Genomic DNA, 26,092 nt, shown 5'->3' with positions numbered 1-26,092 from the left:
ATTTGTTCGGGCGACCATTTTTTTCTCAAATGGGCCACCACAAATCCATAGAGTCGCTTATTGTCCTTGATCTTGGATCGTCCGTAATTTTTCTCCATACACACCCTGGCCGCCGCCAATTGCGCGTGATAAGATGAATAAGATTTGTACCTGGTCTTTTTCAGCTCGCGGCTGACGGTAGACTTGTTCCTGCCGAGCAGAATCGCAATCGATGAGGCGGAAAGTCCGTTATCGAAATGCTTCTCGATCTGGATCCTTTCCTGCATGTTTAGACGGGAATATTTTGTTTTCATACAACACTAATTTAAGATTAAAAGTGTTGCGTTAGTTTTCTGAATCGGCCCTACGCTTGCGCACAACGTTAGGCCGCTTCACGACGTTGCCGCAAAAGCGGACTGAGTTCTTTCTGCCAAGATAGGACTTTCTTCGTGAAAATAGAACTTTCAACTTACCGAAATCTCGGCAATGTCTTGAAACGGCGGTTATGCGGGTTATTGTACCTTTAACATGATTCCAGGTGCTTTGAATATTTTATTGTCAATAATCAATTTGATATCATTAAATAAAACTAGATTTCCATTTTTAAGTAAAGCAAATTGATCTTTTATTTCGGGATTTAATATACCGTTTTCAGAACGTATTTTGAAATGAATATTTCTATCATTTTCGACAATCATTAGTTCACATTCTAGTTTCCATGAAATAGATATGCAAGCCAAATCGTCTGAAGTAATTTGTAACCTTGCAGTATGACCAAAGAGATTTACATCTTTGATATTATAATCTTCAATGCCTGGAACAATTACTCTAAAATCTACATTTCGAACTTGGAAATTTTTTTCGCCAATCTTTTTACCATTCTTATTTTTAACGATGACTTTTGCAAAGCCAATTGAGTCAGGATAAATTAAATATTTACAATTAGAATTACTTTTCTCAATCTTTCCATTATCTGTTGACAGATTAAAATCATTACATTCTTTTCCAGGAAAACTAAAGATTATAGGATTTGGAATGGACTTAATGATTGTATGGTTGATTTCGCTGGTCAAGTAAAATTCTTGGGCGCTACACAATGAGCAAATGAAGAAAAAAATTATTAAAGATATATTTCTCATCTTGTTTTGACGGTCTAGATTAAATAACCTCGCATAACGTTTCGCGCAGTTACGCAGGAGCGGAAAAGCGGACTGAGTACTCTCTGCCAAGATAAGACTTTCTTCGTGAAAACCTAACGTTCAACTTACCGAAAACCAGCTCTTGCTTAACTGCGCTGTTACTGGCTGGCTCTATCGATTCTATAAAGGACTTCTGAAAAATATGAATTTAGCAAACCATTTCCGCTGAATCTTGATTTTACCTCATTTGCTGCTTGTAAGCAAATTTCATCATATTCGTCTTTGTTTTCTTGATTATAGATCGACCCGAGATATGCAAGTTTATATATTTTATCAGAAGATGACAAGTTGTATGCGCTTTCAAGAAATGATTTTCCTTTTTCTTCCCATTCTAAATATTCACCAAAAAAATAGGGAAATAAACTTACGGTATATCCCAATATAAATAGCGCTTCGGGATTCAATTTATATTTTTTGATTCCATCTGAAGCGATACTTGGTAATAGCGTTTCGATGCTATTTTGCTTAATGAAATTTGTCAATTTAAGTGCTGTATCTTCAGCCATAATGTACCAAAGAAAAAAATAATAATTTTTCCAAAGGTCAAAATTCTCGGACTCTTTGAAATATGCTTTTTTATATTCTTCATAGGCGAGAATATATTTTTCATCTTTTTCCAATTGTAGAATTTCGTTCATATGGTTCTGAGCTTGCCAGTAACGTTAGGCCGCTTCACGCAGTTGCCGATCAATGCGGAACTGAGTTCGCTCGGTGAAGATAAAACAAAGTTCGTGAAAACCAAACGTTCAACTTACTGAAAACGCGGCAATTGCTTGAAACGGCGGTTAACTGCAGTTACTTTTCTAGTGGGTAATTCTCAATTAAACCTGAATGATGGAAGTTAAGGAAATTTTTGGTTGTGGCTACAATTTCGTTGTAATTAGCATTAAGTATATCTTGATAAATATCATTGTAAGAAGTTAAACCATTTCTAATTTGCTTAAGATGCACGAGCCGATTTCTCAAGTTCTTTAATTTTAATATTACCTCGTAGTCATTTTTATTTGAATCAGCAAAGTCTTTTTTTAAAATAGATGGAATAATTGTAGAAATTTTTTCTTCAAAAGTTGCTTTTTCCAAGGTTTTTTTTCCAACTTGTTTGCCTTTATAATCAATCAATTTATGTTCAGGAAGTGTTTGATTAAGAAAGGCCTCTATAGCTGCAAAAGAGAAGAAAATACAAACACAAGACGCACGAAACAAATAGCTAAAGTCTTGTGCCTTTTGCCCGTGAACTACATCCAACGAATATGTGCTTTTGAATCTTTTAGTCGCTGACTGAATTGAATATATAATCGCGAAAACGAAACGTATTAATCTGTAAAACGAAACGTTCTCTTTTTTCAGCAAATATAATCGAAACCTATTCACTTTAAAGCCTGTTTAAATCAAAATAAAAGCCGCATTTCGCGGCCTTTATTATTTTTCCTTGAAATCATACTTGAACAGTAACATATCCGTGTATTTCGCGCTGTGATTCATCTGTACAGCCATCGTGCTGGTGGTAGCGCCGTAGAATGGGTTGGCCGTAGCAGTTCTGGTCTCAATCCACTCGCACAACTCAACGATTTGCGACTTGTTTGACGTGAAGTACAAATAGTTTGTGCCATCCAAGACATTCAACACGTCAAGGTAATCCTTAAGTTTCCAATAGCTGCTCTTGTACGTTCCGGTTTCCGTTGACAGATACGGTGGATCAACCAACCAAACGACGTTTTGGCCGCCTTTGTATTTCTCGAACATGGCTTTATAGTCCATGCATTCAATTTCGACACCATCCAAATAGCCGGTTGCATCGTAGTCAGATTCGCGCACTACGTTGTATAGTGTTTCTCTCTCAAGTTCGGCCATCGATGTGACGTACTTCATGCTAAACAGTATCGACGACGATACGGTGATAAAATCAACGTAGCCCTTTTCAATTTCTTCCCGGCGTACTCGATCCAAAATCAAACAGCGCTCATTTGCGCCAATCTTTTTGTCTTTTGGCAGTCCTGTAACAATTTGACGAATATCGTGCAACAGCGCGTTCGTCTGTTTGATATTTGCCAGGCGTTCGCGATAGTTGTCAAAGTCATTGTAGATTACCCTAGCAGTCGGCACACTTTTTTTGATCGTGTGCGACAACAACCCACTTCCACCGAACAAGTCTACGTAGGTGCAATCCGCTGGGTGGTCGACTATGATCTCTTTGACCTTTTTTAAAAACTTTCTCTTTTGCCCCATGAATGGTAGCGGGGCGTTTCTAAACTCTCTTGTGGTATTCATAAAAAATAAAAATTACACTATCTTTGCACCTCTCACGGTAACTTACATAATACACAGCGCCACGGTCAGAAGACATTTGTCCTCCGAGCCGTGGCGTTGTAGCTAATTAAATTACCGTGAGAAGTGTTTAATTTCGGAGGACATTTTTTAAAATCGCGCCTCCTACGATGTTTTTAGTTCGCGTCCGACGAGTGATTATCGCCAACGCCACCCAACGGGTGCGCTATAAAGACCGAACCTATTTCCGTAGTCGGTGCCAAGTTCAAATTCCCGCCGATCGTGGGTTGAACGCTACCCGCTGTCGTCACCCTAAAACTGCCTGAAACGATCAATCTGGCCATAGTATTCACGTTGCTTGTGTGGATGGTCTTCGTCGAAAAATCTGTAAACATCACCGTTTGCCACGCAGGGCTATTGTCAGCGCCCTTGCAACACTCCGAAACGAGCCGAACGTCTGCAATGACGGCAGAACCCGAAAACCCTAAGTTGAGTGTATTGTTATTGAGCGTCGCAAGCGTGGCCACCAAGGTCAACTGATACAACCCTACAGGCAGATTCAACTGGCCGTTCGGCGTTGCATTGAACATTCTCCTTTGGCCGATCGCGGCGGCGCTTTGGTAGTCGGCGGTTTGTGCGAGGTAAAACGGCTTCAGCGACGCGTCACCGGCATCGATGTATGTCTTTTGCGGGTTCGACACAGGCTTATCCACATCGGCGGTGTTGTCTACATTGCCGAGTCCTACCTTTGACTTGGCCAAACTGCCTATCCAAATCGGGTTGTTGTAAACTTGTGTCAACCGAACATAAAACGCCTGGTAATCGGATTCAAGCGCTACAATGTTACCAATGCGGCCAAATACGGATGTAACCGAATCGCTGTTGTCAACTTTCGACCATCCGGCCAATGCGCCGATTGACAAAATCCAATCGCCGGTTGAATAATCGTTACCGTCTTTTGAAAACGGTACCGTAACGATGAAATAAACACCGGCATTGGTGGCCGTAGGGTTCGGAAGCGGTAAGCTGTTGAAAGTTGCGTATGCGGAACTCACGACCACGCCGTTATATGTTCCCCGGAATCTTACGTTTCCGAGAATCTCGTCCGGGAAAAATGCGGTCGGTATCTTAGCATCGGCACCCAGCGGCGCAACGCCATTTGCGCTACCAACGAGCGCCACGTTGAGCTTCTGGTCAAAGGCGTCCATCAAATCCTGCTGCTCTTGCAAATCGCCCTCAAGCTCACCCCAATTTCGCGCACCGCGTGCCCAATCGTAATAATCGGCGTCCGTTGATCCGGGATGGTCATCAAGCCACACCTGCTTAGCGGACTTCCCTTCAGCACCCCGATAATAATCGTCGTATTGCTCGCGCGTGCCGTCCGGATTATCGACAAGCCAAAGTTCAAAGGCCGATTTTCCTTTCGCGCCGTCGCGGGTCAACGACACCGAGACATTCAACGGACGCGGACAAGTTACAACCACGCCCGGAACTGACGATGAAACCGTGATCCTTTTGGGTTTTTGCCTTATGGTTATCGTTACGTTCATTTGTCTATCGTGACTTCCGCTTTAATAATTACCGTTTGCTGATCCACATCGGTGATTTCAAAATAGCGCTTGGCCGATGGAATTCCCTGAAGTGCAGGCGAAAGCTCCCACGTAAGCGTCAATCCATCAACCATAACTGCGCCCGCGATGATCGTCTTTTCATTTTTGGCTTGCGAATTATACATGGCCAGCTCGTAGGTTCCTGTCCAATCTTCCTCAGCCGTAAAATCAATGTGGCGCGTCTCATCTTTATTGATACCCACGATGTCAAGCACCGCCGCGACGGTCAAATCTATCTGTTTCATCTTAACTGGTTGGCTTTGTAATTCTCATTGATAATCGCGTAAGGTTGCCGGGCGGATCGGCGAGCGCTCCTGTAGCATTATCGTTGATGTAGATTTTGATTTCATTTTGCGTTGAATAGGCGTATGACACCGTGTGCAAATGCGTGGTCATGTTCATAAATACCGTGGCAAATTTCGGCAACGGATTCAGGCCAACAGATGCCAGAGTGAAAGAACCGGGTCCATTTCTGACAAACGTAGGCGTAAAATCTGCGATATGTGGCGAATCAGCAATTACAGGGTTCCCACCTTCCACCAAATAAAACACAGCTTCGAACACATCAGGGTTAGACACCGGCGAGGATTGGCCTTCGACTTCATAAACCAATTGCAAAAGATCGGAGTCCATCAACGTGTGCAGTCCCTCGCCGCTGCCGTAGTCCCCGGACACGCCTACGAACGCATAGACACGCATAAGGCCATTCTGTTTGAAACTGATGTAAGTAGCATTCGGAACGCCCAAATAGACACCATCGCCTTCCGCAGAATTGATCACGTCGAGGATGTCCAAGTCGCCAATTTCGTCGAAATCCACAACCTTATCGCCGATGAGTTCCAAAATGGTGCTCGTTGGCAATTGCAGCGCCTGGATCAGCCGCCAAAGTTCGTTTACAGCGCCGACCGTGCGCATCAATTCGGGCGCAAAAAAGAAGTGCTTCGTTGGTTTGCCTGCGGCGTATGCGAGTTTTTCGGCACTGTCCTCTTTTTGTTCCATGTACAAAAACGGACGCGTTGAATCATTGTCGGGCATGGTTACGGTGTTACGTTGGTGATGAGTTGAATTTGTTTATAGTATTGCGACATGAATGCAGGGACGTTGGCCGCTTCGACCGTTACCACTTCGCCGGTTATGGTCATGAAGTTGGTGTTCGTGTACGGTGAATCCAAAGCAATTGCCATGTATCTGGCGCGTGCCGCATCATGCATTGGAAAGGTTTTGCCCCCGTAATTAAACGAGCCTCGCGCGATCTGGTTGATTTTCTTTGCCTCCTCGTTTACGAGTAGCTTTTGGTTGTACTCAAGCTCGAAAGCGTCCATTTCCGCGCTTGATCGCTCAACGAGTTCCCCGCCTACGATCTTCATTGGTGAAACTCCAAACTGATTTAATGGTACAAGCTCCCACGGTAAAACTAGCGGATCATCTTCGCGCCCAAGGTCAATGAGCTGGTCGATATTTGCCGCGATTTGGTTCCAATGAACAAAAGGCTTGAAGGCGACTTCTATGGCTTCGTAAAATTTCATTTTATGTGGTTTTTTTAATTAACGTATAATCGAGTCGGATGTCTTGAACATCGGTGGAATATCCACGTAACGCGACACTAAACGATGTGGGGGTTTTGTCAAAAACCACCCAAGAAATATCATTATTTGCGTTACCCCCTGTTACACCCACAGGAGTTAAAAGAACTTGATAGTCTGAGGTCAAAACGTCCGGAAAGTTTATGGTAACCGTGGTATCCGGATGAAAGTCATCGGTTCCGATGTCCCCGACATAGTAGTCGTGCATTTTGAGAACATCTGGAACGAGCGGCTTGTTTTTGATGTAGGCATCCGACGTCGGGTCTATTACGTCGAAGTCAGACTGGACATTTACTTCCGCGCCCGGAGCGATACCGGCGAGCTTTATTTTATCCAAATCTGAGAAGTTGTTGTCTGTGTGTACATAGTTCCCGTCGAAAACGGGAAATACGCGCGTGAAAGCATTGAGCGGCGCACCGTCGACGGCGTCAGTAACTGCGTTCGTAAACCTGAATACGTTTTCGCTGTTTCCGTTTTTAAATCCCAGGCTTTGTATTACGACGTTCTTTTTGATTTTGGTAGTGAGATCACCGGCAGATTCCTCAAATCGGCATAGCTCGCCGTCGATGTACAAATAGCCGGAAGTAATATTCGCGCCGTCGATTGTGCAGCCCTGTATCACGTAGTTGCCGACATCGGGAACGTTACAGAATGCGACAAACATTTTCAAGATTTGCAACCAGGCTTCCTGCATTTTTCGGAAGGTGAATTGCTTTAAGCGATAGCCGCCTATTTTGGTGAAATCAAAATAATTCATAATTATGGGGTGTAAATTTCAATGATGTATTTATATCCGAGATACCTGTAACTATCAACCAAAGCGCGCAAGGCGATCTCGTTGAAGGTGATTGTGTCGGGCATGAAAATGATAAAACTATAACCGAGTGTATTGTCTTCGCCTTCCTCGAGAAACAGATCAAGATCATCGTCGATAATGTCGTCATCTTCCAAAAACGAAACTTCGGTTTCGATGTCCTGAAAAATGTATAGCTTATCGCCGGTGCTGACCGTATCGATGTAAATGAGCTTTGTGTTCTCGTGATCCTGATGATTGTACGACGACACGCCGTAATGCTCATTCAGCATTTTTTCCAAGTACATAGTGCGGCCATCGTGCTGCATCCTGTAAAGGTTTTCCGCAGCGATGATTTGCATCGGTGCTGTCAAAACCTTTAAAAATGCCAGCGTTCTATTCTTTCGCAGGAACGTAGGCACCAGCAGCTCGACGAGTTTTGAAAAATTAAGCGTTGACCAGTACATACGGCAGGAATGTTTTTGTAAGGTTTACGCTGTCGAGCCTGAAATATCCGCTTTCAGGAACTTTCCATTCAGTAAAGTCCGCGAATGGCGCTGCATCAAATGACCATTGCAACAAATCGATCTCCACCAAGTCGATGCCGTCTTTGGCCTCGATCGTTTGCTTAAATTTATTCACGACGAATGCACCGTTCAATTCCGCTTTAGTCAGGCCGGTCAGGTATTCCGTTATTGCAGCATCAACAGGAAAAATGCCCGAACCGCTCGGCAGTTTCTCACCGGTGATAAGATCAATCATTTGCGGATCCACATAAACACGAAGTGCGGTTTTTAACAGATCTGCACTTTTGTTTACAACGACGATTTCGGGACCAGGTTGTATTTGCGACACGATGTAATCTTTAAGACGTATGGCGGCGGCGTCTGCGATTGGTTCCAACGTTCCGTTATTGTCGTGCGCAACTTTTACTACAATCTGACCATTGCCCTCGAGCAATGCGCAACGATTTATAATTTTCAGGGTGTCCGGGTTGGGAACCGTCGACAAATCGTATTGAAAAAGTCCATCGATCCACTTTAGCGGCAGCCCATCATGAAAATTCAAAACCATTGAAATAAAATTCGGACGGTTAAGCGGGCGCGAATTGTCGGCGTTTTTCGTGACGACTTGCTCGTGAAGCCAGATACAGAAAGCAACGATCCACACGATCAATCGCCAAATAGCAACCTTGCTGGTACTGTCAGCTCCCGATAGCCCGGTTTCGGCTGTGGTCAAAACCTGTAGCGCGTTGAGTTCAACTGCCTCGGCTTTTTTTGCCAATATCATTTGCTGTATATCTTGAAAACTTCTTGCCATGATTTAAAATGATTGTGGGAATTCGTATTTAACAATTGTCGGTTCGGGTTCTGTTACCGGCTCCGGAGCGGTATAATACGTTCCGATGACAATCGCCTTGTTTTTGAAAAATGTTGCTACTTGTTCAAATGAATGTTCTTTTCCGGGCGTGTTAAGTTGTTGACCAGCGTCGAGCGTGTCCGTGACCGGAATACGATTTGCCAAGCTCCAATTCAGTACGTTGAAAACGGATCCATCAACCTGAACGGCGATATCAAGCATCGATTGGTTATGTAATACCGTCTGTTTCATTTTATTGGTGCTTTTTAAGCAAAGCGTTTTCTCGTTTCAATTCGCGTATTTCCTCTTGTTGGAGCTTGATTTTTCTGTCTTTTAATCGAAGCTCTTCCTCCAACAACTTGAATTTTCGATTCATCATTTCCTCAAATTCACGGTAGCGGCTTTCGTATCGAGCTTTCAAGTCATCAAGGATCTCTTTGTAATGATTAGACAATTTGATGTCATTTTCTATTGCCGTCGTGTCCGCGCTCTCTCTGGCTTGCAAAACTTCGACTTTGAGCTTTTCAACTTCCTGCTTGTATTTGCTTTTCATAAACAGAAAAGTAAAAAAGCCGGTGCCGCCACCCGATATTACCGCGCCAATGGCGATGAGTAATTCGTTCATTTAATTGTCTTTTAAAAATTGGTTAAATCTCATTTCAACGGCCTCGAATTGCGCTATGTTTTGCAAAGCGACCGTTGCGCCGGTCTGCGCCGCTGCGTTTCCTGTAGTCGCTACAGTGAAGCTCATTGCTTTGCATGCACCGATCAGGTCAGCGACAAGCTTTTTCAACGTTTCGTTTTCCTTTTTAAGCAGGAACCCATCTTTGTCGATTTGAAACTGCACACCTTCAATTTTTAAATCGAGGCTTTCAATTTCTGAATAGGCTTCGATATACAGGCGTTTCAAATCCTCCATGATCGGGCTGACCAATACATGGCTGTCGACCTTCGGAAACAAAAAAAACCGGTTACCGTTTCCGTCTACAACAGCTGCAAGCTGAACGTCGGTGTATTCTAATTCCTCATCACTTACAACACAGGTTCCTTCCTCTTTATCTACTGAAACAACGATCGCTGGAAACGTGTCAACGTCGCGTTTTTTCAATGCCCTGAATGCGTCGGCAAGCTCTTTTTCTGGATCCATGTTACAATTTTGTTCCGATCGTGACTTTGCGACGCGCACCGCTGGTACCGAAGCTGGTCACGACCTTTTTTATAAAATAGCTTCCTTCGCGATTCGGATGTTCTTTATCCTTGATGATTGCCTTCATCCCGCGCGTGGCGAATGGAATTAAAAAGCTCGTCACGTCACCGTCGAAGCCGTCGTATTTCAATTTTTCAATTTCTGCTCTCGCCATTTGGCGAAGTTTCGACTCATCCGAAATTACCGACGTGTGGTAAGATCTGCATTCACCATCCTCGTCGCCTTCCTCGATCGACTTGCGTTTGTTGTCCTTGCCGATGTAGGTATATTTGATTTTCAGCCTACGCTCGTCTTTGGTTTTGAACTCAAGATTGTTTTCGACCAGGTTGTAATTGAGATCATAGACAACGCTCTGGCCAATGTTGTTGAGCTGCTGAAGGCCGCAATACAATTTGCCCTCGTCGTTAATGTAGACCGACATTAAAAGGTCTTTCCTGAAACTCTCGAGAACTTGTGCGCCGCTCGCATTTTTGATGATCCATTTGTCGAGCGGCACGTCCGGGATATTGTCGGCCAATTGCACCGGCGTTCCTTTTACTACTTCTTGAAGAATCGCCTTCATCGTCGTTTTATTCCAACTTTTGGTGATGTTGTTGCGGCGCAATAGCCACATTGCATCTTCGCAATGGATCTCGAGCGGGATCTTCGGGCTTACTTTTTTGACGAAGCCAACGAACTCGACACCGGAATAACGCTTGGAGTATCCAAGCGTGATCTTTACCTTGTCACCGGCCTTGATCGCTTCCTCGGTGAATTGTTGGGCATTGTTCTGCTTCACCTTGAACTTTGTCGGCAATTTGATAATCGCCGTGTCTGCCATTTCCTCAACTGATTTCGTGATCTCGACCTCGTTGAACGAGTGAAAAACGTAGTTTCCGATTTCTACTTTACCTTCGAGAACAAACATTATTTCAGAAAATTACTTTGTGTGACTTCCAACTCGTTCAAGTCAGCATAAAAATCCTGATCGCTGATCGCCGTGATCGTGTAGCCTTGCAATCCCTGCTGGCCTTGCATTTCGTCAATTTGCTTTGACTTCAACACGATTTTTCGGATACCGAAAAGTTCAAAGAACGGATTGTCTACAACGTCCAGCGCATCGTCAATATCAAAAAGCTCATTGATAATCGCTACCTGATCGGCAGGGTAACGTTCCGGGTTATCGATATCGAAACAAACACCGCGCATGGTGATCTGGTTGTTTTCGGTTGTGATGTATTCAATTACTGATCCTTTGCGCTTTTTACCTACCGTGGCCGTTTCAATGATAGTCTTTGTCAAGCTGATCGAGATCAACGGTTCGTTTGGCAACTCATACGTTTTTCCTTCGTACGAAAGCTTCAACGTCATGAAGTACTTTGCGCCGAGCAGCTGGGCGCTGTTGATGTTTTTCAGATCCGGAAGGTTGAACTTCGTTTTATGCTGTTTCCACCAAAGCGGGAAGCCTGGTCCGACATAATCGAAAGCGATCCGCGCAATTGCTTTTTTAAAATCAAATACCGCCATTAGTTCGTCTGCATTTGGTTCACGCTGTTGACAGCCCGTAACAATATCTCCTGCACCTTATCGCCCAAATTGCTCAAACCCTGCTCGGTGCTGCTAACGAATATTTTCGTGTCGTCCTGAAGCTTGTCGATGTTGATCGTGATGTGCGTGATCTTCGACCCACCGCTTACGATGCCGTCTTTCTTTTCTTTTTCCTTGCCTTTGGCATTGGCCGTCGCTGGCTGCTGATTTTTCAAAAAGTCATCATAGGCCGTTGTGCTGGTGTCTTTTGTGCCACCGGCAGATCCAAACCTTGCCTTGAGCGCGTTGAAATCCTTGGACATACCTTTTGTATCGACCGTGATCCCAATTTGGCTGAATTCCTTTTTCGCGTTTGCGGCGTTTTCGGCAACCTTCTTGTAACCGTCGACAATCGATTTCTTACGCGCCTCGACGTCGGCATTGATCCCTGCGATCATCTTTTGATTTTCGGCGCTGTTACCGATGCCAACCGCCTCTTTGAATTGATACCAGCCAAGCTTGAGTTTATCAATTCCGATCATCACGGCCTGCACGACCGTATTAAATTGCGCCTTTACGAATGACGCATAGGTTTCCCAAATGAATTTCGCACCGTTCACCGTGTGGTGCCATGATTCGCCCCATCCGGATGTATATTTTGAAAGCATCCCGATAATTCCAATCAAAGTGATGACACCAATGATAACCCAAGTTATCGGGTTTACAGCCATAAGCGCATTGTAGACCGCCAAGGCAGCGTTATACGCCCAAGTTGCTTTTGTCCATATCAGCCAAACGCCAGCAATGCCCAAAACGATTTTACCCATCGGCGATAATGCACCCTGAACCATGAAATCAATTACCATAATCAGCCCGGTCATGATGTTGCCGAAGGTTCGCAATACGTCGCCAGCGGTATGAAATCCGAAAATTGCGCCCAGCAGCTGATTGATCGCACCAAACACCGGCTGGATCGTTGACCACAAAACGCGGAAGTAATCGGATATCACCGGCAAATATTCCTGAAGGAATGCCAGCCCGCTACTTAAAAGCGAAATCACGCCGTTGAATATGCCGCCGCTTTCCCCACCGACCGCTACAAGAAAATTCCACCACTGATCCTCAAGGTTTGAGATCTGACCGCCCAGCGTTTGTGAAATAGCTTCCATAGATCCGGACACTCCGGCCATCTGGCCGTATTGCATCAATGCTTGACCGATCGCATCAGAATTGTTCTTTACTTCTTTGGTGACGCCTTTGAACGACAACATTACTTTGTCGCCGCTTTTCGATGCATTGATACCGAATTCTTTCAAACGCTCGAATTCGCCTGTTTGGGCATCGAGCATCGCCTCGGTAAGTTGGTCAAAGCCTTTGCCCTGACTTGAAGCCAAATCGCCGAGCTTCGTCATTTCATCGCGCGTCGGTGCAAAACCGCGATTGGCGAGCTTTATGAATGAGCCGGTGAGCTCGTTGAGCTGAAACGGCGTTTTGGTGGCGAAATCCGTCAGCATGTTCAGCGCCGCTGCACCAACTTTATCCGATTGGAATGTGTTGGTGAGTACGGCGTTGAACTTCTCGTATTCACTCCGGGCGTCAATAACCTTATTCGTAAACGCAAATACTGTCGCTACCGCGAAAACGGACGCGATGATATTTTTCAATTTGCCCATCGAGCTGCCGACCATATTAGTCGTGCTGTCGACTTTATGCAACGATCCATCCAAACCGTCTACTTTGGTTTTTGTAGCGCCTACCGAATCGCCGAGCTTCCGAATACTTGAGCTGGCGTAGTCGCGCATTTTTATGATGAATTCGTATGCGTTCATTGCGGGTTTTCCGATGATTTACTTTCTTGGGTTCTGATATAGTGCAGGGATTGAACAAGTTCAGCCCACTCCCTGTCTTTGAGCTTGTGCGGCTTTCTGATATTCATGTAATACATCAGGTAGGAGTCCAGCAACCTGAAGTTTATGACGGGTTCGTCTTTGCTATTCCTTTGGACGTGGTTAAACGACGAGGCGTCCCGCCGATCGATGACCGCCTCGTCTAAAGCTTTTCCAACCAAGCGACCTTCTTGTTTTGAAGTTCCTCGATCGCTTTGTAAAGCGGCATCCGGATCGCTGGGTTATTTTTATCATTGAAAGCTTCGTCCTTTTCTACGCAAATGGCATCGAAAAGCTTCTCTTGGGTTACGAAAGGCTTACCGGCTGGATTTTTACGTTCGGCAGTTTTCAGATCATCGCGGGTGATCATTCTCACGAGGCACTTCTGATCTCCTATTTTGATTTGCGTTTTGTTGCTTTTGGCGTCCGTAACTTCAGCATCGTCGTATTCAAACAATTCGACCAGGCGCTTCCGTGCCGGGTTAAAATAGTCGATGTCGTTCTTGATTTCAGGATCGCCGCCGATCATCAGCGAATTGATCATTTCCTCACCGAAAGCGATATCGCCGCCTTTGTTCATCGCTGCAAACGCGCGTTTAAAATCTGTCATCTCGGGCTGGCGCAAATACGCGACCTTGTCGTCGACCGGCAATTTGTAAACGCCGCCGTATTGCTCTTTCCATTCCTGAATTTGTTCTTGGGAAATTTCCATTTTGCTTTTGTTGTTTTAAAAAAAGCCATCCACTTTGCATGAATGGCTTTATATGATAATTTGCTTTTTTTTAACAGTCGTGTCGGGCGCTTGTGATTCCCAACTCCCGGAGGTTTTTCTCGTGGTCAATCAAATAAGCAGCATTCAGCTTTTCCACGTACGGCACCTTTCTATTTTGCTCCGGCAGACACGACCAACCTACATCGGTGACGATCGCGCACAGTTTGAACGGTTCGGAATTTTTTCTGGTAACGAAAGGAGCGTCGTAACTCACGACAAAGGTTCCTACGGCTTCAACTGTCAGAACATAGGTTGGTAGTACATCGGCAACGATCTCAATTGAAGCGTACTTCAATTCAAGGGTTGCTTTTTGGTTTTTCTCCGGCATTGGTGTACTTGCGAACGCCGTGACCGCCATCATCCCGATGGCGATCATTAAGAGTGGTTTAATCAATCGCATTATCTTAAACTTGTGGTTTCACATCGCAGAAGTCGAACGGAAGCTCAACCAGCATGTTGGTGTCGCCTTGTTTCATTGACTTCTTATATTCCGAGATCACACAGCCCTTTAGTACTTCGACGACCGCTTTGCCTACACCGTCTGCTGGTGTGTGCGCCCAAACGATGTCGAACTCCAGATCAAGCGCATCTTTGTTCGGTGCTGCTTCGACCATCGCTTCAAATTCGCTTTGCCAGATAGTCTTTTTACCTGTAAAGGTTTTGTTGCCTTTGAGTATCCTGTGGGGCTTGTTACCTCGGCCATTTAATGGCTTTGTTTCCTGTTTTGCGGTGTATTCGATATCGACGACACCTTCGATGATTCTGCCGCCAATCAGGATGGAAGTTTCATTCCACGAAAACTGTTTACTTGATACTGTGTCCATTATTCTAAAGTTGTTGTAAATCCTATGTTTACAGTTATGTAATCGCTATAACCGACCGGCAGGAGCTGGATGTCGACGTCGAGGTTGTTGGTTCTCAAAACATCCTGATCCGGATCAATTACAGACTTGACACCTGACAATTTGCCGAGATCAACCATTTTTGCTTTGATCTGGCTTTCGATCTCGTTCTGCCAGCCTTTGATGATCGCCGGGTGGATCTTGCCGCTTTCGGTGACCGGGATCTCGTCGGAAAGCTCTTCTACCAATACAGCATAGGCTATCAGAACGGCCTCGTCCATTACGAACCCGCGAGCCAAGCTGTTGAAATCGTTGGTCGGCGCGGTCATGGTTGCATCGCCTGTGAAGTAATATCCCGACTTGTTGGCGAAATTCCGCAGGAAGATGTAGTTCTTATTGTGAATTGAGTTCCACGCGGTGTCGAGCGTCTCCACGCGCTCGCCATTGGTAAAATAAGCGTTCAATTCCTCGACCGCTCCGTCTTTTACGCGGCTGATTTTCCGCTGCGTCGGAATGCTGGCCAACTTACCCAGCGCCATTCCGATTGAAGCTTCAGGAGCGCCGTCGTTGTTGGAGATCATAATGCCAACTTTGTTGTAGTCAGTCGTCGAAAAGTCCTTAAGATCGGCAGGAACGCCGTTGAACTTGTTTCCGGAAATGATCACACGCAACGGGAAATAGTTGTCGGCATACTGCTGGGCAAGTGCCTGCGCCTTGATCGCGGCAAGCTCTGCATCTGCGTCGATGCCTGCTGTAATGGTTTCGGCACCGGCTGACTTACGAACCATGCCCAAAACCCGGATCTTTCCAGATGCATCGGCGAGAAGTTTTTTAGCATACACACCATTTACGTCGGCCATTTCCTCGAGCGTCTTTGCAGCTGGCACAACCATGATCCACAATTCAGCACCTTTGCGGGCTTTTCTGTAGAAGTCATTGATGTGCTTCCATGCGAAGGCATTTGAGCCGGTTTTTTCAATCCCTAAGTTTTCAGCTTCGGTAAGCGAAAAGATCTGATAGGAATTTCCCATTGTCACTTTGTTGGCACCCACAACGGTTGCACCTGTCAAAACAAGACCAGGTATTTTCTGAATATCTGCCAACAACAGCCCTAAACCGTTGGATGAGATATTAAATCTTACATTAGGTAAATTCATAATATTCTAAAGGTTTTAAGTAAAAAACAGATCACAAATCCGACGATGAAAGCGAGAACCGAGTAGCCGATCATTTCAATGAATGAAAAGCCTTTGGTAACTTTCTGCTCGAAGGCTTGTTTGTCTGATATACTGTTGTTGGTTTTTGATTTTTGGAGCTGGCTTTTGATCTTCGCAACAATCGCCACGCTGTCGCAAGTTGCGGTGATGTAGATTGTATCGTTTTCGGCTTTGAACTTCGCAGTCGCTTGACCGTTTGTTTGCGTGTAATAAACCGGCCTTTTAACCGGATCTTTATAGCTTGTCGTTTCCAAAATTCGCACGGGAATCTTGATCACAGTTTCAGCTTTTGGCGCGTAAATCGTCGTGTCCTGATAGGTGACAATGTTCTCGGTTGACGTTTCGCTTTTGATTTCCGTCTTTTGAGTTTCCTGCCGCTGGGAGGTACGGCAGGAAGTCAAAAAACAACAGCTAAAAGCCAAACAAAACAATACTATATATGGGATTTTTAATTTCATTTTAAAAGTGATTTAATTGCAAGTCATAACAAGCAGGATTAAAAGGAAGGCGAACCAATAGCACCAAGCCCGAGCCATTACGAAAAATAGATTTTCGCTTCTTTCGCGCGGCGTTTTACAAGTCCGGATGACACCTTTCCGCTGGCTTTATTCCATTTTGCAAATTCGCTTGCGATTGCTGGATCGCTAGGGTTGCGGTTTACTTTTTTCAGGAGCGTACTGTCGCCTAAACCTTCCGGGATGTCATCGGCATCTATGTCCGATCCGAGATTGTAGGCAAACGACACTAAAGCGTTGAATTGGCTCTGGTTGATTTTCGACTTTACCAAGCTGGTGACGTCGCGAGCAAATAAGTCAGCTATAAACTTCAAGTACCCAAAAGCTGTGGCCTTTGAAATTTCGGGATCCTTCATAGTTACCTTACGCCCATTTGGGTAAATGGTCGTGCCATAACCAATTGTCGGAACTCCGGCGCTGCACAAATACGGTTTTGATCTGAAGCCTTCAAAGTCGGCAATGATGTTGTAACCGTTAAGATCTAGTTTCATGTTTGTTTGTTGTTTTAATAAAGTCATAGCCGCGCATTGACTGCGATCTGTGTAATATTGCAGGGGGTTCTGCTTGGGGTTCGGCGAGTGCCATGCGGTGCAATGGCGGCTATAAACTTTACTTTTCCCGATCAGCGTTATTCAGCGTCAGCGTCAGCTCCTGAATTGGCGTTATCGGTACCTGTTTGTTCCGGTTTCGGAGTTTCTTCGATCTTCGGGGTTTCCGAAGCTTTTGGCGTGGTCGCTTTCGGCGTGGTCGCTTTCGGCGTGCTCGCTTTCGGCGTGCTCGCTTTCGGCGTGGTCGCTTTCGGCGTGGTCGCTTTCGGCGTGCTCGCTTTCGGCGTGCTCGCTTTCGGGGCATTTTGCGTTGCAGCAGCTCCGGATGGGCTTGCAGGATCTTCGGCGATTGCCGGCGCGTTCGGGTTAACGAACGTTTCTATTTCCGATCCTTCGGCCAGCGTTCCATTGTGTTGCAATGCATACTTCTTGTCTACGAACATGAAGCCTTCGGCTGTCACGTACACCTCTTTGAGTTGCGGGTGATCCTGTAGGAACTTTTCCGCTTTTTCCTTGTGCTTACTCATTAGGAAATGATTGCACCCAAGTATTTAGGTGTGGTTGCACGGATGTTACCGACAAGAGCGCGTTGCGCGAATGAAATCTCGTCAGCCTGTGATGCTGCCGAGCGGAGCGTTTGGTACATTTCGGTATCACCGAAACAACGGAAGGTTTCGTCGCTGCACCATGTGAATGATGCCTGCAAGTCACCGGCTTCTTTTACAGCGCCGAACGCTTTTTTCACACCGAGAGAGGTAAACAACGGGGTTTTGTTGTACTGCCACACTTTGAATCCGTAGAGATCTTCGCCTTTCAAGATTTCCTTGTAAAGGACTTTGTTCTCTTTACGGATCTTGGCCATGTCCGCAGCCTTCAAACAGATGTGAAGATTGTCGTACATATCGAGGCCATTGTAGTGCGCCTGCAAGTCGATGATCGCGTCGATGATTGAACCAGCGCCCAAAGTGATAACTTTGTTGTACGTGGTGTTGGTTGCCGGTGTCCACGCGAAAGCGGCTCTGACGCCCAAGTTTTTCGCGAGTGAGGTTTTGTGCCTTGCGGTCACAGATGCGCGTTTGTTGTACGACAATTCGACTTCCTGCAAATCACGGTGACGTGTCCTTTCGGTCGAATAAGTTTTCAATACAACTTCGTGCGGGATGTCGTCGACCGATGCGATCGGCAAATCATCCTCGTTGCCGTTGAAGTAGTCCTCGTGAACGCCTGGTTCGATACCGGCCTCGGCGAGGTGCAATTTGTTGTTTTCGACGTATTCGGATTTGTCAACCGACGCGGAAACAAAGCTTGTGTTAGGGATTGGGTTTTCCTGAATACCGGCAATCCAAACTTCTTTCAATAATCCAGCCATTTGTATGGTTCTTTTTTAAAGGGGTTAATGATTATTTGTCGGTGTGACGGACGCCGTTTTTGTAGTCCTCGTGGAGCTTCGCGTACTGCGTCGGGTTTTCGTCTTTCATCTTTTGCAGCTTCACAATGTTGTGCTTTTGCAAATAGTCGAAGGTTTCAGCGGTTGGTGCTGCCGGAGTCGTTCCTTTGGCGTTCAACACAACTTCCTTCACCGTCTGGGCAGTACCGGCTTGCCCGGATTCCAGCTCCTTGTCGGCGATCAATTTTGAAAGGATCGCTGTCTGACCATCGTAATCCACATCGAATGCGGCGATTTGCGTTGGCTTCAATACATCCTGAATCAAACCAAGTTCAACAGCGCGGTCAACCAATTTGGTAGCCTTTTCGAGCTTGATCGCTTTCAATTCTGATGTCAGGCTGGTAACTTGAGCTTCGGCGTTGGTTTTCGCCAGCATGATGGTTTGGATCTCTTTCAAAAGAGCATCCTCGCCGGTGTCGGCAGCTTTGCCTAATGCCAGCGCAATAGTTTTTAAATGTGACATATTATCGGGTTTATTAAGAACAATTTCTTTGAGCTTGAGTTGCTCGCCTGAACACTTCGACAACTTGAGTGCATCATCGTTGCCGCCGATATCCACAATGGAAATCTCGATTAGTTTGCATTGGGTAACGGTTTCGTAAACCTGACCCGGCAGAAGATCCTCCGGGGCGCTGGAAGTCGAAAGCACATCGGCATACATTGACGCCATACGGATAAATCCGCGCTCTACTTTACCAGCAATCTTCGCGGCGAATTCGTCATCGACATCAAATTCGATTTCAGCCAATAGCTTTTTATCTTCGATCCAAAGCTTGACGACGCGGCCAATTACCTCGCTGCCGCGATCCTTGCCGTTGTATCGCTCGTGATAATAAAGGACAACCGGATTTCGCAGGAATTGTTCGTAATCGATGCCATCGGTCAATACGCGATACTTGTATTCGTTTACATTTTCGGTATTGACTACAAATGTGTGCTTATTCATCAAATTGGGGTTATGCGTTCGCTTTGGTGAGGCAAAATTGAGCGAATGAAATCCCAAAAAAAAACAGACTGTTAGAGCTTGTTCCGGATCAATACAACGGTTGTAACTAATTGTTACAAGATCATATAGCAAAATTTTACAGCCAATTCCTAAAAGCGACTTTTGCTATATGAAAGACATACGAACTGACGAAAACGGAGATCTTCTGATCGTTGACGGTGATCTCGTTATTGACGTTTCCGATGACCAACATCAGGAACATATTATCATAGCCGACAAAGGAGATTTTAAGGAAACTCCGGAGCTTGGTGTAGGTATCACCAATTTACTTTCTGATGACGATCCGATGAGCATTCTAATCGAGATCAAAAAGAACCTCGAATACGACGGCGTGAAGGTTAGGAATGTCAAATTCAGTGAAGACAGTAAAATCATAGTTGATGGGGAATACTAGACCAAAAGGGCGTATGACTGCGTCCGAACGCGACTACAAACAAAGTCAGGGAAAGGATCTTTTTGTGAAGGGATTTTCGCTGCCGAGCATTTCGGAAATTACCGGCGTTGGCATAAAGACGCTGGGAGCGTGGCGCGATGACGGGCAATGGGAAAAAGAGAGGGAACTGAATAATATCCGTCCATCCGAAATCAAAAAACTGATCCTTCAGTATGTCATCGACATCAAAGAAGGTAGAAGGCCAATGCACAAAGCCGATGACCTTTCAAAAATAGCTGCGGCGTTTGATCGTCTGAACGATAGTCGGAAACGTGCGGTGTACACTATGGAAAGCCTTGACGGATTTTCACAATTCATGATGGTTCTCGCCGGCAACAGCACCGGTAAAAAGCGGGAAGATTTGCTTGAACTTTTGAAAAATAGCCGAATGTACTTTGACAAATACGTTAACGAACTCCTCCAAAATGACTAAATCGGAATTAAAGGAGGCCATTGAAAACTATCAGCGGCAGTCGCGGCTCATTCAGGAACTGACGTATCAATCGTTGTTTAAAGAAACTGCCGAAGAGCAGGAAAAACGTATCAAGCGGCTTTTGAAGCCTGAAAACTACATCGAGTTTTTCGATTATTATTTCGGGGTTAATTCAGGGCTGGCGCTGGCTGACGCGCCGTGCGCCAAATTCCACCTTGACAGCTATCTCAAACTATTCCGCAATCCGTTGATCAAGCAGCAGCGACGCTGGTTTCGCGGCGCTGCGAAATCAATCCACACGAACGTCGGAAACGTGACGCACCTCAAGCAGAACAACGAGCTGAAGTTTGGACTGATTATCGGCAAAACGCAGGATCATTCAAACCTGCTTTTATCTGATTTGCAGCTCCACCTCGAAAGCAATGAGCGCTACATCAAAGATTTTGGTTTGCAGATGCAATACGGCTCGTGGGCTGACGGTAATTTTGAAACAAACGACAAATCGTTTTTTATGGCGCTGGGTTTAAACCAGCCGTTTCGCGGTTTGCGTAAAGGTGCCAACAGACCGGATTTCGCGTCAATGGACGATTTAGAAGATCGTAAGCAGGCAAAGAACATCGAGCTGACAAAAGAGAACGTGCAGAAGCTCACTGGCGATTTAGGAAAGGCCGGGCAAAAAGGCCGCTTCCGTCAGGTGATGGCAAACAACTATATCGTGAAAGATGGCATTGTAGACGGGTTCGCCAATAAAAATAAGAAGTCGCCGAACCTTCATATAATGACCGTCAATCTGTGCGATCGGGATTACAACCCGTCGTGGCCGGAGCGTTACACGAAGCAGGAATGTATTGACATTGTCGATGATACCGATTACCACACCAGCCAGCGCGAGGACTTCAACAACCCGATCGAGGAAGGAAAACGTATCAAAGAGGAGTGGCTTAAATTTCAAGCTACAAAAGAAGATCAGATCTTCAACGGCCTGATTGAGTTTTGGGATTTGTCCTATTCCAATAATGGCGATTTTAAGGGCGGTGTCTTGTTGTCGCTCGACAAAGGCCGGGCGCACGTCTTGGAGCTTTTCAACCGACAATGCGCGAGGCCGGACGCGATGGATATGCACTACGAGTGGCAACGAAAGTACAACAGGCTGGGAATGTCAATCATTTCATTTTACGACGCGACCGCTGCGCAAAAATCGGTTTACGAACCGGAATGGCTTGTCGCTTGTGAGGAAAACAATGCGGCCAGCATCCCGTTCGATGATCACGCTTCAGGCGACAAGCACGATCGCATCGATGCAACTTTGACCGGAACTTTCAAACGCGGCCTGATCACGTTCGACGAGCGGCTGCTGGACACCGATGATTGGGAAAACACCAAAGCGCACATTTTGGCATTTGAGAAAGGCTGCAAAAGCCCTGATGATATTCTCGACTCGCTCGAGAACTGCGTCCGAAAAGGTCGTGTATTATTTGGTTACTCCCAGCAGGAAGGTAGCAACCAAAGGCCGGTAATTGGCAAACGCAACAAAAAGAGAAGAGTATGACGCCGAGAAAGGAACTATTTGAAAAAACAAAGGCGGCGCTTGGGCAGATCCGGCAGCTTGAATTGGTTGATCTCGACCGAAACCAATTTAACGACAAAGACGGGATTCCCCAGCTTTGGACTGCCGCGCTGATAAAGATCAACGCGATCAAGTGGGAGGCAATGGTCGAAAACAAGCAGGAAGGAAACGGTACACTTGAGATTACATTTTATTGCAAGGACGGCTGGATGAATCAGCACAACACGACAACCGATCCGGACGGCGGGCTCACCGAGATCGATGTTATCGATCACATCGTCGAAAAACTGCAATTTTTGGCGGGTGACTATTTTCAGCCCCTACAACAGACCGATGATGAGCCAGGCGAAAATAAGGACGGGATAATGAGTTACAAGATCCGCTTCAGCTTCACGCTTTACAGGATCGTCGCGCCCAAATACCAATACCGCAAATTCAAACACGAAAATAATTAAGCACCATGTTTTTAACCCAGCAAGAGCTTTCGACGGTCAGCACCGACCAAATCATAAATGCGATCGTCAATCGCGATACTCAAATCGTCGAAGACATAATCGGTGAAAGCATCGATGTGATGTCTACCTATCTGCATCAGTATTTCGATACAAATGCCATCTTTCAGGCCACCGGCGATCAGCGCAGCAAAACGATTCTTAAACACCTCAAAGCGATCGTAAAGCATGAATTGTACAGCCGAAGATCTTCGACAATGAACGAGGTCGTAAAGGACGCACACGCCGAGGCAATGACTTGGCTCGAAAAAGTGTCCAAAGGCGAAATCAAACCGGCGCTGCCACCACGCATCGTTGATACCGATGATGACGGCATACCGGATAGTGAGGTGCCATTTTTGAAGCTCGGAAGCCGCAGACCGTACGAAAACCGATTTTAATGGCTGACCTGAACGACTTGCAAAAACTGCTCGATCGAGCGGCAAGGGAAATACCGGAAAAGGCGCTCATCGCTATAGAGGTCGAAGGCAAGAATTTCATACAGATGAATTTCGAGAACGAAGGCTTCACCGATTCGGTTTTGGAGAAATGGAAAGAGCGAAAGACAACCGACGATCAAGGCCGCGACATTACGCGATACCGGACGAACCGGCGCGGCAAGCGCGGCAACCTGAATAAATACGGTTCAGGCATTCAAGATCGCGCGTTGCTTACCGGCTTGGCCACTGGAGGCAATAAGCTCCGGAACTCAATAAAGAGCCGCGTGATGAAATCATCGAAACAGGTGCGCTTCTACACCAGTAAGGAATACGCCGATCGACATAACGAAGGACTCGCCGGAATGCCCAAACGTCAATTCATGGGCAAATCTCGCTACCTGGACAAGCAGATCGCAAAGAAGATTACAAAGGAACTCGACAAAATTTTAAAGTAATGAAGACAAAAACATCCGAAGTCAATTTATCCGGAAACGCCGTAAATAAGAAAGTGTCGCTTTCGGCTGCTGACACGAAAGACATTTCCAAAATTACCAACCTAATGGTTGACGTGATCAGGAGGCAACGGCGTCTTTGGAGAAAAGAGCTGACCGACTTGCTCGCGGCACGGTATGCAAAATATAACGCTGAAATTCCTCGGAACCATCTGATTCAGGAAGTGTATGACGATGTCATGCTCGACGGCCACTTAACCGGCATTACGGAAAACCGTACACTCCGAACCACAAATAAAACCTATGTTTTCCAAATTGACGGCATCACCGATGACAAGCTGACGGAATACATCAAAGACAAAGAGTGGTTCGAGTTCACAAAAGACGAGGCGCACAAATCAACCTACGTCGGCGAAAATGTTCTTTGGATCAGCGAATTTAAAAAAGGTGAGATCCTGAAGGTTGAAATAATTCCACGCGGGCTGCTGGTACCTGAACGCTCGACGCTTTTGTACGACATAAATGGTACAAAAGGCATCGATTATTCAGAGATCAAAGATATCTTGCTACCGGCAAGATTTTATAGCGTGGTCGGTTTGCTTGAGAAAGCCGCCGTCTACACCATTTTAAAACGCCACTCGTGGAGTTCGTGGGATGAATTTGAGGAATTGTTCGGGATTCCGATTAGGATCGCTAAAATTGCATCACAAAGCGAAACGGTCAAAAATGAAGTTGCCGCGTGGCTTGAGGAAATGGGTTCGGCACCATACGGCGTTTTTCCATTGGGTACCGAGGTCGAGATCAAAGAGAACTCGAAAACAGACAGCTTTAACGTGTTTTTCAAAAAGATTGAAGCGCTCGACAAAGAGTTATCGAAATTGGTACTTCACCAGACAATGACAACCGAGAACGGCGCGAGCAAAGCGCAGGGTACGGTACACGAGAACACAATGGAGCAGGTCGTGTTGTCTGACGAAAAGAAAATGCTTTCGTTTCTTAACAATAAGCTGGTACCGGCCATGCGATTGCTGGGCTACAAGATTCCGGACAATGCAAAGATCGCAGTTGAAAAAACCAAAGACCCGAATTCGCAGATTACCATCGATGGCGTTTTGATGTCGAACGGCTACGTTTTGAAGCAAGATTATATTGAGCAGACGTACGGTGTAGAGATCGAATCTATGCCGGGATCCGAACAAAAGAAAGCCGACAACCCAAAAAAGCCCTAAGCCTGCTTAGACTTCATTACCGAACCCATTGCTGCGACGAATCCAAAGTAGTGAAGCTCGGAAACAACGGTGGTTTAAGCAGGCTGGTCGAAACTTACATCAAGGATCTCTTTGACAACAAATTTGTTTCGCTTGTCAACCGGAAAAAGCTTTGGGAGTATTACTACACGAAGCTCGCGCATGGTTTGAACATTGGATACAATCCAAAACCGGAAATGTACGATCCGAGGTTGGCAATGTCCCTGAAGTACAACATTGCGGAGTTTTCTGCTTTCAAAGAAACTTCCTTCCGGAAGCAGCTCGAGGCGTTGCTGACTTCGGGCGGCAAAACGCTTTCATGGGCTGACTTTAGAAAGAAGGCCGAGGCGCTGCACATCGAGTACAATATGCGTTGGCTCAAGACAGAATATGATCAGACCGTCGCAACGGCTAACATGGCCGACAAATGGCAGGACTTTGTAGCGCAGCAGGATCTTTATCCAAACCTCAAATACAGTACCGTTGGCGATGGCCGTGTCCGGGAAAAGCATCGGAATTGGCATGGCCTGATTTTACCGATAACTCATTCATTTTGGAAAAAGCACCTACCGCCGAACGATTGGGGTTGCCGATGCAATGTGACCCAAACCGACGAAGAGCCAACGGTCACAATTCCGGATACTGGCGGCAAAAGCGGGTTTGAAAATAACGCCGCTGTTTCGGGCAAGATCTTCAACAAAATTCCGTATGCGGACGGGTTGACAAACGCCGAAATAAACGATGCAAAGTCGTTCTCTAAAAGAAACGCGGACGGGCTGATCGTTGAGCGATCTGTGCTAAAGTCGTTCAAAAACGGTGGCAAGATCACTGTTTCAAATTTGGTTGACAGCGCTGCGTCGGATTACGCAGATCTGATCAAGTGCTGTACTCATTTTGCAAAGCTCGGTAAGGAAACGGAACTGCTCCCGCGCGTCAATGTCAAATCGCCATTGTATAAGCAATTCTTTGGAAAACTGATCGGAACGAGGTTTGAAGGGAAATGCCCGGACTTGAACGTGGGCGGGTTGTTTTACGAGCTGGAAGGTTTCGACGGTGTTGATACCGGAAACAAGCTGACGAAGATGTTCTCGCGCGGATTGAAACAATCGACGCGGTTGATCATTAAAGACAATGGATCAACTTTAAACCACTATTTAAAGGTGATTAACTTCCGTATAAAAGAAGGCCAGCAGATTGATGAAGTTTGGATCCTACGTGAAAACGGCAAATTAGACCAGGTGTATTAAAGACGAAAGCCTCCCATAAGGAGGCTACGTTGGTGCTCTATCCTTGGA

At 45.9% G+C, this 26,092-nt stretch carries 35 protein-coding genes; 8 read left to right on the top strand and 27 right to left on the bottom strand.

Translation table 11 applies throughout. The features are described from left to right. From BLP55_RS14805 to BLP55_RS14670, 27 genes are all read right to left on the bottom strand, one after another. Positions 1-293: helix-turn-helix domain-containing protein (locus tag BLP55_RS14805; protein ID WP_139149717.1), on the bottom strand; the 293-nt coding region annotated here is incomplete at its 3' end. Positions 294-491: 198 nt separating this feature from the next. Then, on the bottom strand, positions 492-1,118 hold the full coding sequence (locus BLP55_RS14800) for a GldM family protein (protein WP_139149714.1): 627 nt from the start codon (positions 1,116-1,118) through the stop codon (positions 492-494). A 158-nt stretch (positions 1,119-1,276) separates the two neighbouring features. Continuing rightward, a complete protein-coding gene (locus BLP55_RS14795; protein WP_139149711.1) occupies positions 1,277-1,798 on the bottom strand; it encodes a hypothetical protein in 522 nt (173 codons plus the stop codon). Between the two features lie 175 nt (positions 1,799-1,973). Further along, positions 1,974-2,423: a hypothetical protein gene (locus tag BLP55_RS14790; protein ID WP_139149708.1), complete on the bottom strand. Its 450-nt coding sequence runs from the start codon at positions 2,421-2,423 to the stop codon at positions 1,974-1,976. 174 nt (positions 2,424-2,597) lie between these two features. Then, on the bottom strand, positions 2,598-3,446 hold the full coding sequence (locus tag BLP55_RS14785; RefSeq protein ID WP_091146379.1) for a DNA adenine methylase: 849 nt from the start codon (positions 3,444-3,446) through the stop codon (positions 2,598-2,600). A 173-nt stretch (positions 3,447-3,619) separates the two neighbouring features. Beyond that, entirely contained in the window at positions 3,620-4,993 is a 1,374-nt protein-coding gene (locus tag BLP55_RS14780; RefSeq protein ID WP_091146376.1) for a hypothetical protein, read from the bottom strand. Then, on the bottom strand, positions 4,990-5,298 hold the full coding sequence (locus tag BLP55_RS14775) for a hypothetical protein (RefSeq protein ID WP_091146371.1): 309 nt from the start codon (positions 5,296-5,298) through the stop codon (positions 4,990-4,992). The genes BLP55_RS14780 and BLP55_RS14775 overlap by 4 nt, the downstream gene beginning before the upstream one ends. Before the next feature lies 1 nt (position 5,299). Continuing rightward, positions 5,300-6,052, bottom strand: a complete 753-nt coding sequence (locus BLP55_RS14770) for a hypothetical protein (protein ID WP_170826883.1) — start codon at positions 6,050-6,052, stop codon at positions 5,300-5,302. A 38-nt stretch (positions 6,053-6,090) separates the two neighbouring features. Further along, positions 6,091-6,579 carry a hypothetical protein gene (locus tag BLP55_RS14765; RefSeq protein ID WP_091146362.1) on the bottom strand — a complete coding sequence of 163 codons (489 nt, stop codon included), beginning with the start codon at positions 6,577-6,579 and terminating at the stop codon, positions 6,091-6,093. A 1-nt stretch (position 6,580) separates the two neighbouring features. Beyond that, entirely contained in the window at positions 6,581-7,393 is an 813-nt protein-coding gene (locus BLP55_RS14760; RefSeq protein WP_091146359.1) for a hypothetical protein, read from the bottom strand. Positions 7,394-7,395: 2 nt separating this feature from the next. Continuing rightward, on the bottom strand, positions 7,396-7,896 hold the full coding sequence (locus BLP55_RS14755) for a hypothetical protein (RefSeq protein ID WP_139149705.1): 501 nt from the start codon (positions 7,894-7,896) through the stop codon (positions 7,396-7,398). Continuing rightward, positions 7,877-8,749: a hypothetical protein gene (locus BLP55_RS14750; protein WP_139149703.1), complete on the bottom strand. Its 873-nt coding sequence runs from the start codon at positions 8,747-8,749 to the stop codon at positions 7,877-7,879. The genes BLP55_RS14755 and BLP55_RS14750 overlap by 20 nt, the downstream gene beginning before the upstream one ends. A gap of 3 nt (positions 8,750-8,752) precedes the next feature. Further along, positions 8,753-9,040: a hypothetical protein gene (locus tag BLP55_RS14745; protein WP_091146348.1), complete on the bottom strand. Its 288-nt coding sequence runs from the start codon at positions 9,038-9,040 to the stop codon at positions 8,753-8,755. 1 nt (position 9,041) lies between these two features. Beyond that, complete coding sequence (locus BLP55_RS14740) at positions 9,042-9,413, bottom strand: hypothetical protein (RefSeq protein WP_091146344.1); 372 nt, start codon at positions 9,411-9,413, stop codon at positions 9,042-9,044. Continuing rightward, a complete protein-coding gene (locus BLP55_RS14735) occupies positions 9,414-9,935 on the bottom strand; it encodes a tudor domain-containing protein (RefSeq protein WP_091146342.1) in 522 nt (173 codons plus the stop codon). Between the two features lies 1 nt (position 9,936). Continuing rightward, positions 9,937-10,902, bottom strand: coding sequence for a late control protein (locus BLP55_RS14730; RefSeq protein WP_091146339.1), 966 nt, complete (start codon positions 10,900-10,902; stop codon positions 9,937-9,939). After that, a complete protein-coding gene (locus BLP55_RS14725; protein ID WP_091146333.1) occupies positions 10,902-11,501 on the bottom strand; it encodes a DUF6046 domain-containing protein in 600 nt (199 codons plus the stop codon). Before BLP55_RS14725 ends, BLP55_RS14730 begins: the two co-directional genes overlap by 1 nt. Beyond that, on the bottom strand, positions 11,501-13,330 hold the full coding sequence (locus tag BLP55_RS14720) for a hypothetical protein (protein ID WP_091146330.1): 1,830 nt from the start codon (positions 13,328-13,330) through the stop codon (positions 11,501-11,503). Before BLP55_RS14720 ends, BLP55_RS14725 begins: the two co-directional genes overlap by 1 nt. 220 nt (positions 13,331-13,550) lie before the next feature. After that, positions 13,551-14,099 carry a hypothetical protein gene (locus BLP55_RS14710; protein WP_091146321.1) on the bottom strand — a complete coding sequence of 183 codons (549 nt, stop codon included), beginning with the start codon at positions 14,097-14,099 and terminating at the stop codon, positions 13,551-13,553. Between the two features lie 70 nt (positions 14,100-14,169). Next, positions 14,170-14,535 (bottom strand): hypothetical protein, encoded by a 366-nt coding sequence (locus tag BLP55_RS14705; RefSeq protein WP_091146317.1) that lies wholly within the window; start codon positions 14,533-14,535, stop codon positions 14,170-14,172. A gap of 28 nt (positions 14,536-14,563) precedes the next feature. Beyond that, positions 14,564-14,983 carry a hypothetical protein gene (locus BLP55_RS14700; RefSeq protein WP_091146312.1) on the bottom strand — a complete coding sequence of 140 codons (420 nt, stop codon included), beginning with the start codon at positions 14,981-14,983 and terminating at the stop codon, positions 14,564-14,566. Continuing rightward, a complete protein-coding gene (locus BLP55_RS14695; protein WP_091146308.1) occupies positions 14,983-16,158 on the bottom strand; it encodes a DUF2586 family protein in 1,176 nt (391 codons plus the stop codon). The genes BLP55_RS14700 and BLP55_RS14695 overlap by 1 nt, the downstream gene beginning before the upstream one ends. Further along, positions 16,155-16,676 (bottom strand): hypothetical protein, encoded by a 522-nt coding sequence (locus BLP55_RS14690; RefSeq protein WP_139149701.1) that lies wholly within the window; start codon positions 16,674-16,676, stop codon positions 16,155-16,157. Before BLP55_RS14690 ends, BLP55_RS14695 begins: the two co-directional genes overlap by 4 nt. Before the next feature lie 77 nt (positions 16,677-16,753). Then, positions 16,754-17,224 carry a lysozyme gene (locus BLP55_RS14685; protein ID WP_091146400.1) on the bottom strand — a complete coding sequence of 157 codons (471 nt, stop codon included), beginning with the start codon at positions 17,222-17,224 and terminating at the stop codon, positions 16,754-16,756. A 137-nt stretch (positions 17,225-17,361) separates the two neighbouring features. Beyond that, complete coding sequence (locus BLP55_RS17495) at positions 17,362-17,808, bottom strand: hypothetical protein (protein WP_244503475.1); 447 nt, start codon at positions 17,806-17,808, stop codon at positions 17,362-17,364. Next, a complete protein-coding gene (locus BLP55_RS14675; protein WP_091146242.1) occupies positions 17,808-18,650 on the bottom strand; it encodes a hypothetical protein in 843 nt (280 codons plus the stop codon). The genes BLP55_RS17495 and BLP55_RS14675 overlap by 1 nt, the downstream gene beginning before the upstream one ends. Before the next feature lie 31 nt (positions 18,651-18,681). Continuing rightward, a complete protein-coding gene (locus BLP55_RS14670; protein ID WP_091146238.1) occupies positions 18,682-19,674 on the bottom strand; it encodes an HK97 family phage prohead protease in 993 nt (330 codons plus the stop codon). A 169-nt stretch (positions 19,675-19,843) separates the two neighbouring features. Here BLP55_RS14670 and BLP55_RS14665 point away from each other — a divergent pair, with 169 nt between their 5' ends. The 8 genes from BLP55_RS14665 (at position 19,844) to BLP55_RS14630 (ending at position 26,044) form a co-directional block, all read left to right on the top strand. Then, positions 19,844-20,128: an oxidase gene (locus BLP55_RS14665; protein WP_091146234.1), complete on the top strand. Its 285-nt coding sequence runs from the start codon at positions 19,844-19,846 to the stop codon at positions 20,126-20,128. After that, positions 20,115-20,600 carry a hypothetical protein gene (locus tag BLP55_RS14660; protein ID WP_244503474.1) on the top strand — a complete coding sequence of 162 codons (486 nt, stop codon included), beginning with the start codon at positions 20,115-20,117 and terminating at the stop codon, positions 20,598-20,600. Before BLP55_RS14665 ends, BLP55_RS14660 begins: the two co-directional genes overlap by 14 nt. Next, on the top strand, positions 20,593-22,149 hold the full coding sequence (locus BLP55_RS14655) for a hypothetical protein (RefSeq protein WP_091146229.1): 1,557 nt from the start codon (positions 20,593-20,595) through the stop codon (positions 22,147-22,149). Before BLP55_RS14660 ends, BLP55_RS14655 begins: the two co-directional genes overlap by 8 nt. Further along, positions 22,146-22,622 (top strand): hypothetical protein, encoded by a 477-nt coding sequence (locus tag BLP55_RS14650; protein WP_091146226.1) that lies wholly within the window; start codon positions 22,146-22,148, stop codon positions 22,620-22,622. The genes BLP55_RS14655 and BLP55_RS14650 overlap by 4 nt, the downstream gene beginning before the upstream one ends. Positions 22,623-22,627: 5 nt before the next feature. Further along, positions 22,628-23,059, top strand: coding sequence for a phage protein Gp36 family protein (locus tag BLP55_RS14645; protein WP_091146223.1), 432 nt, complete (start codon positions 22,628-22,630; stop codon positions 23,057-23,059). Beyond that, complete coding sequence (locus tag BLP55_RS14640) at positions 23,059-23,553, top strand: phage morphogenesis protein (protein WP_091146218.1); 495 nt, start codon at positions 23,059-23,061, stop codon at positions 23,551-23,553. The genes BLP55_RS14645 and BLP55_RS14640 overlap by 1 nt, the downstream gene beginning before the upstream one ends. Before the next feature lie 104 nt (positions 23,554-23,657). Next, positions 23,658-24,779, top strand: coding sequence for a phage portal protein family protein (locus BLP55_RS14635; protein WP_244503473.1), 1,122 nt, complete (start codon positions 23,658-23,660; stop codon positions 24,777-24,779). A gap of 50 nt (positions 24,780-24,829) precedes the next feature. Next, on the top strand, positions 24,830-26,044 hold the full coding sequence (locus tag BLP55_RS14630; RefSeq protein WP_091146210.1) for a phage head morphogenesis protein: 1,215 nt from the start codon (positions 24,830-24,832) through the stop codon (positions 26,042-26,044). The last annotated feature ends 48 nt before the right edge of the window (positions 26,045-26,092 follow it).

The organism is Flavobacterium caeni, from assembly GCF_900101895.1.
In the GTDB taxonomy this organism is placed as follows: domain Bacteria; phylum Bacteroidota; class Bacteroidia; order Flavobacteriales; family Flavobacteriaceae; genus Flavobacterium; species Flavobacterium caeni.
This window is presented reverse-complemented; position numbering and strand designations above follow the sequence as displayed.

Excerpts from the sequence above, each read along its gene's own strand:
- BLP55_RS14800 (WP_139149714.1), bottom strand. The coding sequence starts at position 1,118 with ATGAGAAATATATCTTTAATAATTTTTTTCTTCATTTGCTCATTGTGT.
- BLP55_RS14785 (WP_091146379.1), bottom strand. The coding sequence starts at position 3,446 with ATGAATACCACAAGAGAGTTTAGAAACGCCCCGCTACCATTCATGGGG.
- BLP55_RS14780 (WP_091146376.1), bottom strand. The coding sequence starts at position 4,993 with ATGAACGTAACGATAACCATAAGGCAAAAACCCAAAAGGATCACGGTT.
- BLP55_RS14775 (WP_091146371.1), bottom strand. The coding sequence starts at position 5,298 with ATGAAACAGATAGATTTGACCGTCGCGGCGGTGCTTGACATCGTGGGT.
- BLP55_RS14770 (WP_170826883.1), bottom strand. The coding sequence starts at position 6,052 with ATGGAACAAAAAGAGGACAGTGCCGAAAAACTCGCATACGCCGCAGGC.
- BLP55_RS14765 (WP_091146362.1), bottom strand. The coding sequence starts at position 6,579 with ATGAAATTTTACGAAGCCATAGAAGTCGCCTTCAAGCCTTTTGTTCAT.
- BLP55_RS14760 (WP_091146359.1), bottom strand. The coding sequence starts at position 7,393 with ATGAATTATTTTGATTTCACCAAAATAGGCGGCTATCGCTTAAAGCAA.
- BLP55_RS14755 (WP_139149705.1), bottom strand. The coding sequence starts at position 7,896 with ATGTACTGGTCAACGCTTAATTTTTCAAAACTCGTCGAGCTGCTGGTG.
- BLP55_RS14750 (WP_139149703.1), bottom strand. The coding sequence starts at position 8,749 with ATGGCAAGAAGTTTTCAAGATATACAGCAAATGATATTGGCAAAAAAA.
- BLP55_RS14745 (WP_091146348.1), bottom strand. The coding sequence starts at position 9,040 with ATGAAACAGACGGTATTACATAACCAATCGATGCTTGATATCGCCGTT.
- BLP55_RS14740 (WP_091146344.1), bottom strand. The coding sequence starts at position 9,413 with ATGAACGAATTACTCATCGCCATTGGCGCGGTAATATCGGGTGGCGGC.
- BLP55_RS14735 (WP_091146342.1), bottom strand. The coding sequence starts at position 9,935 with ATGGATCCAGAAAAAGAGCTTGCCGACGCATTCAGGGCATTGAAAAAA.
- BLP55_RS14730 (WP_091146339.1), bottom strand. The coding sequence starts at position 10,902 with ATGTTTGTTCTCGAAGGTAAAGTAGAAATCGGAAACTACGTTTTTCAC.
- BLP55_RS14725 (WP_091146333.1), bottom strand. The coding sequence starts at position 11,501 with ATGGCGGTATTTGATTTTAAAAAAGCAATTGCGCGGATCGCTTTCGAT.
- BLP55_RS14720 (WP_091146330.1), bottom strand. The coding sequence starts at position 13,330 with ATGAACGCATACGAATTCATCATAAAAATGCGCGACTACGCCAGCTCA.
- BLP55_RS14710 (WP_091146321.1), bottom strand. The coding sequence starts at position 14,099 with ATGGAAATTTCCCAAGAACAAATTCAGGAATGGAAAGAGCAATACGGC.
- BLP55_RS14705 (WP_091146317.1), bottom strand. The coding sequence starts at position 14,535 with ATGATCGCCATCGGGATGATGGCGGTCACGGCGTTCGCAAGTACACCA.
- BLP55_RS14700 (WP_091146312.1), bottom strand. The coding sequence starts at position 14,983 with ATGGACACAGTATCAAGTAAACAGTTTTCGTGGAATGAAACTTCCATC.
- BLP55_RS14695 (WP_091146308.1), bottom strand. The coding sequence starts at position 16,158 with ATGAATTTACCTAATGTAAGATTTAATATCTCATCCAACGGTTTAGGG.
- BLP55_RS14690 (WP_139149701.1), bottom strand. The coding sequence starts at position 16,676 with ATGAAATTAAAAATCCCATATATAGTATTGTTTTGTTTGGCTTTTAGC.
- BLP55_RS14685 (WP_091146400.1), bottom strand. The coding sequence starts at position 17,224 with ATGAAACTAGATCTTAACGGTTACAACATCATTGCCGACTTTGAAGGC.
- BLP55_RS17495 (WP_244503475.1), bottom strand. The coding sequence starts at position 17,808 with ATGAGTAAGCACAAGGAAAAAGCGGAAAAGTTCCTACAGGATCACCCG.
- BLP55_RS14675 (WP_091146242.1), bottom strand. The coding sequence starts at position 18,650 with ATGGCTGGATTATTGAAAGAAGTTTGGATTGCCGGTATTCAGGAAAAC.
- BLP55_RS14670 (WP_091146238.1), bottom strand. The coding sequence starts at position 19,674 with ATGAATAAGCACACATTTGTAGTCAATACCGAAAATGTAAACGAATAC.
- BLP55_RS14665 (WP_091146234.1), top strand. The coding sequence starts at position 19,844 with ATGAAAGACATACGAACTGACGAAAACGGAGATCTTCTGATCGTTGAC.
- BLP55_RS14660 (WP_244503474.1), top strand. The coding sequence starts at position 20,115 with ATGGGGAATACTAGACCAAAAGGGCGTATGACTGCGTCCGAACGCGAC.
- BLP55_RS14655 (WP_091146229.1), top strand. The coding sequence starts at position 20,593 with ATGACTAAATCGGAATTAAAGGAGGCCATTGAAAACTATCAGCGGCAG.
- BLP55_RS14650 (WP_091146226.1), top strand. The coding sequence starts at position 22,146 with ATGACGCCGAGAAAGGAACTATTTGAAAAAACAAAGGCGGCGCTTGGG.
- BLP55_RS14645 (WP_091146223.1), top strand. The coding sequence starts at position 22,628 with ATGTTTTTAACCCAGCAAGAGCTTTCGACGGTCAGCACCGACCAAATC.
- BLP55_RS14640 (WP_091146218.1), top strand. The coding sequence starts at position 23,059 with ATGGCTGACCTGAACGACTTGCAAAAACTGCTCGATCGAGCGGCAAGG.
- BLP55_RS14635 (WP_244503473.1), top strand. The coding sequence starts at position 23,658 with ATGGTTGACGTGATCAGGAGGCAACGGCGTCTTTGGAGAAAAGAGCTG.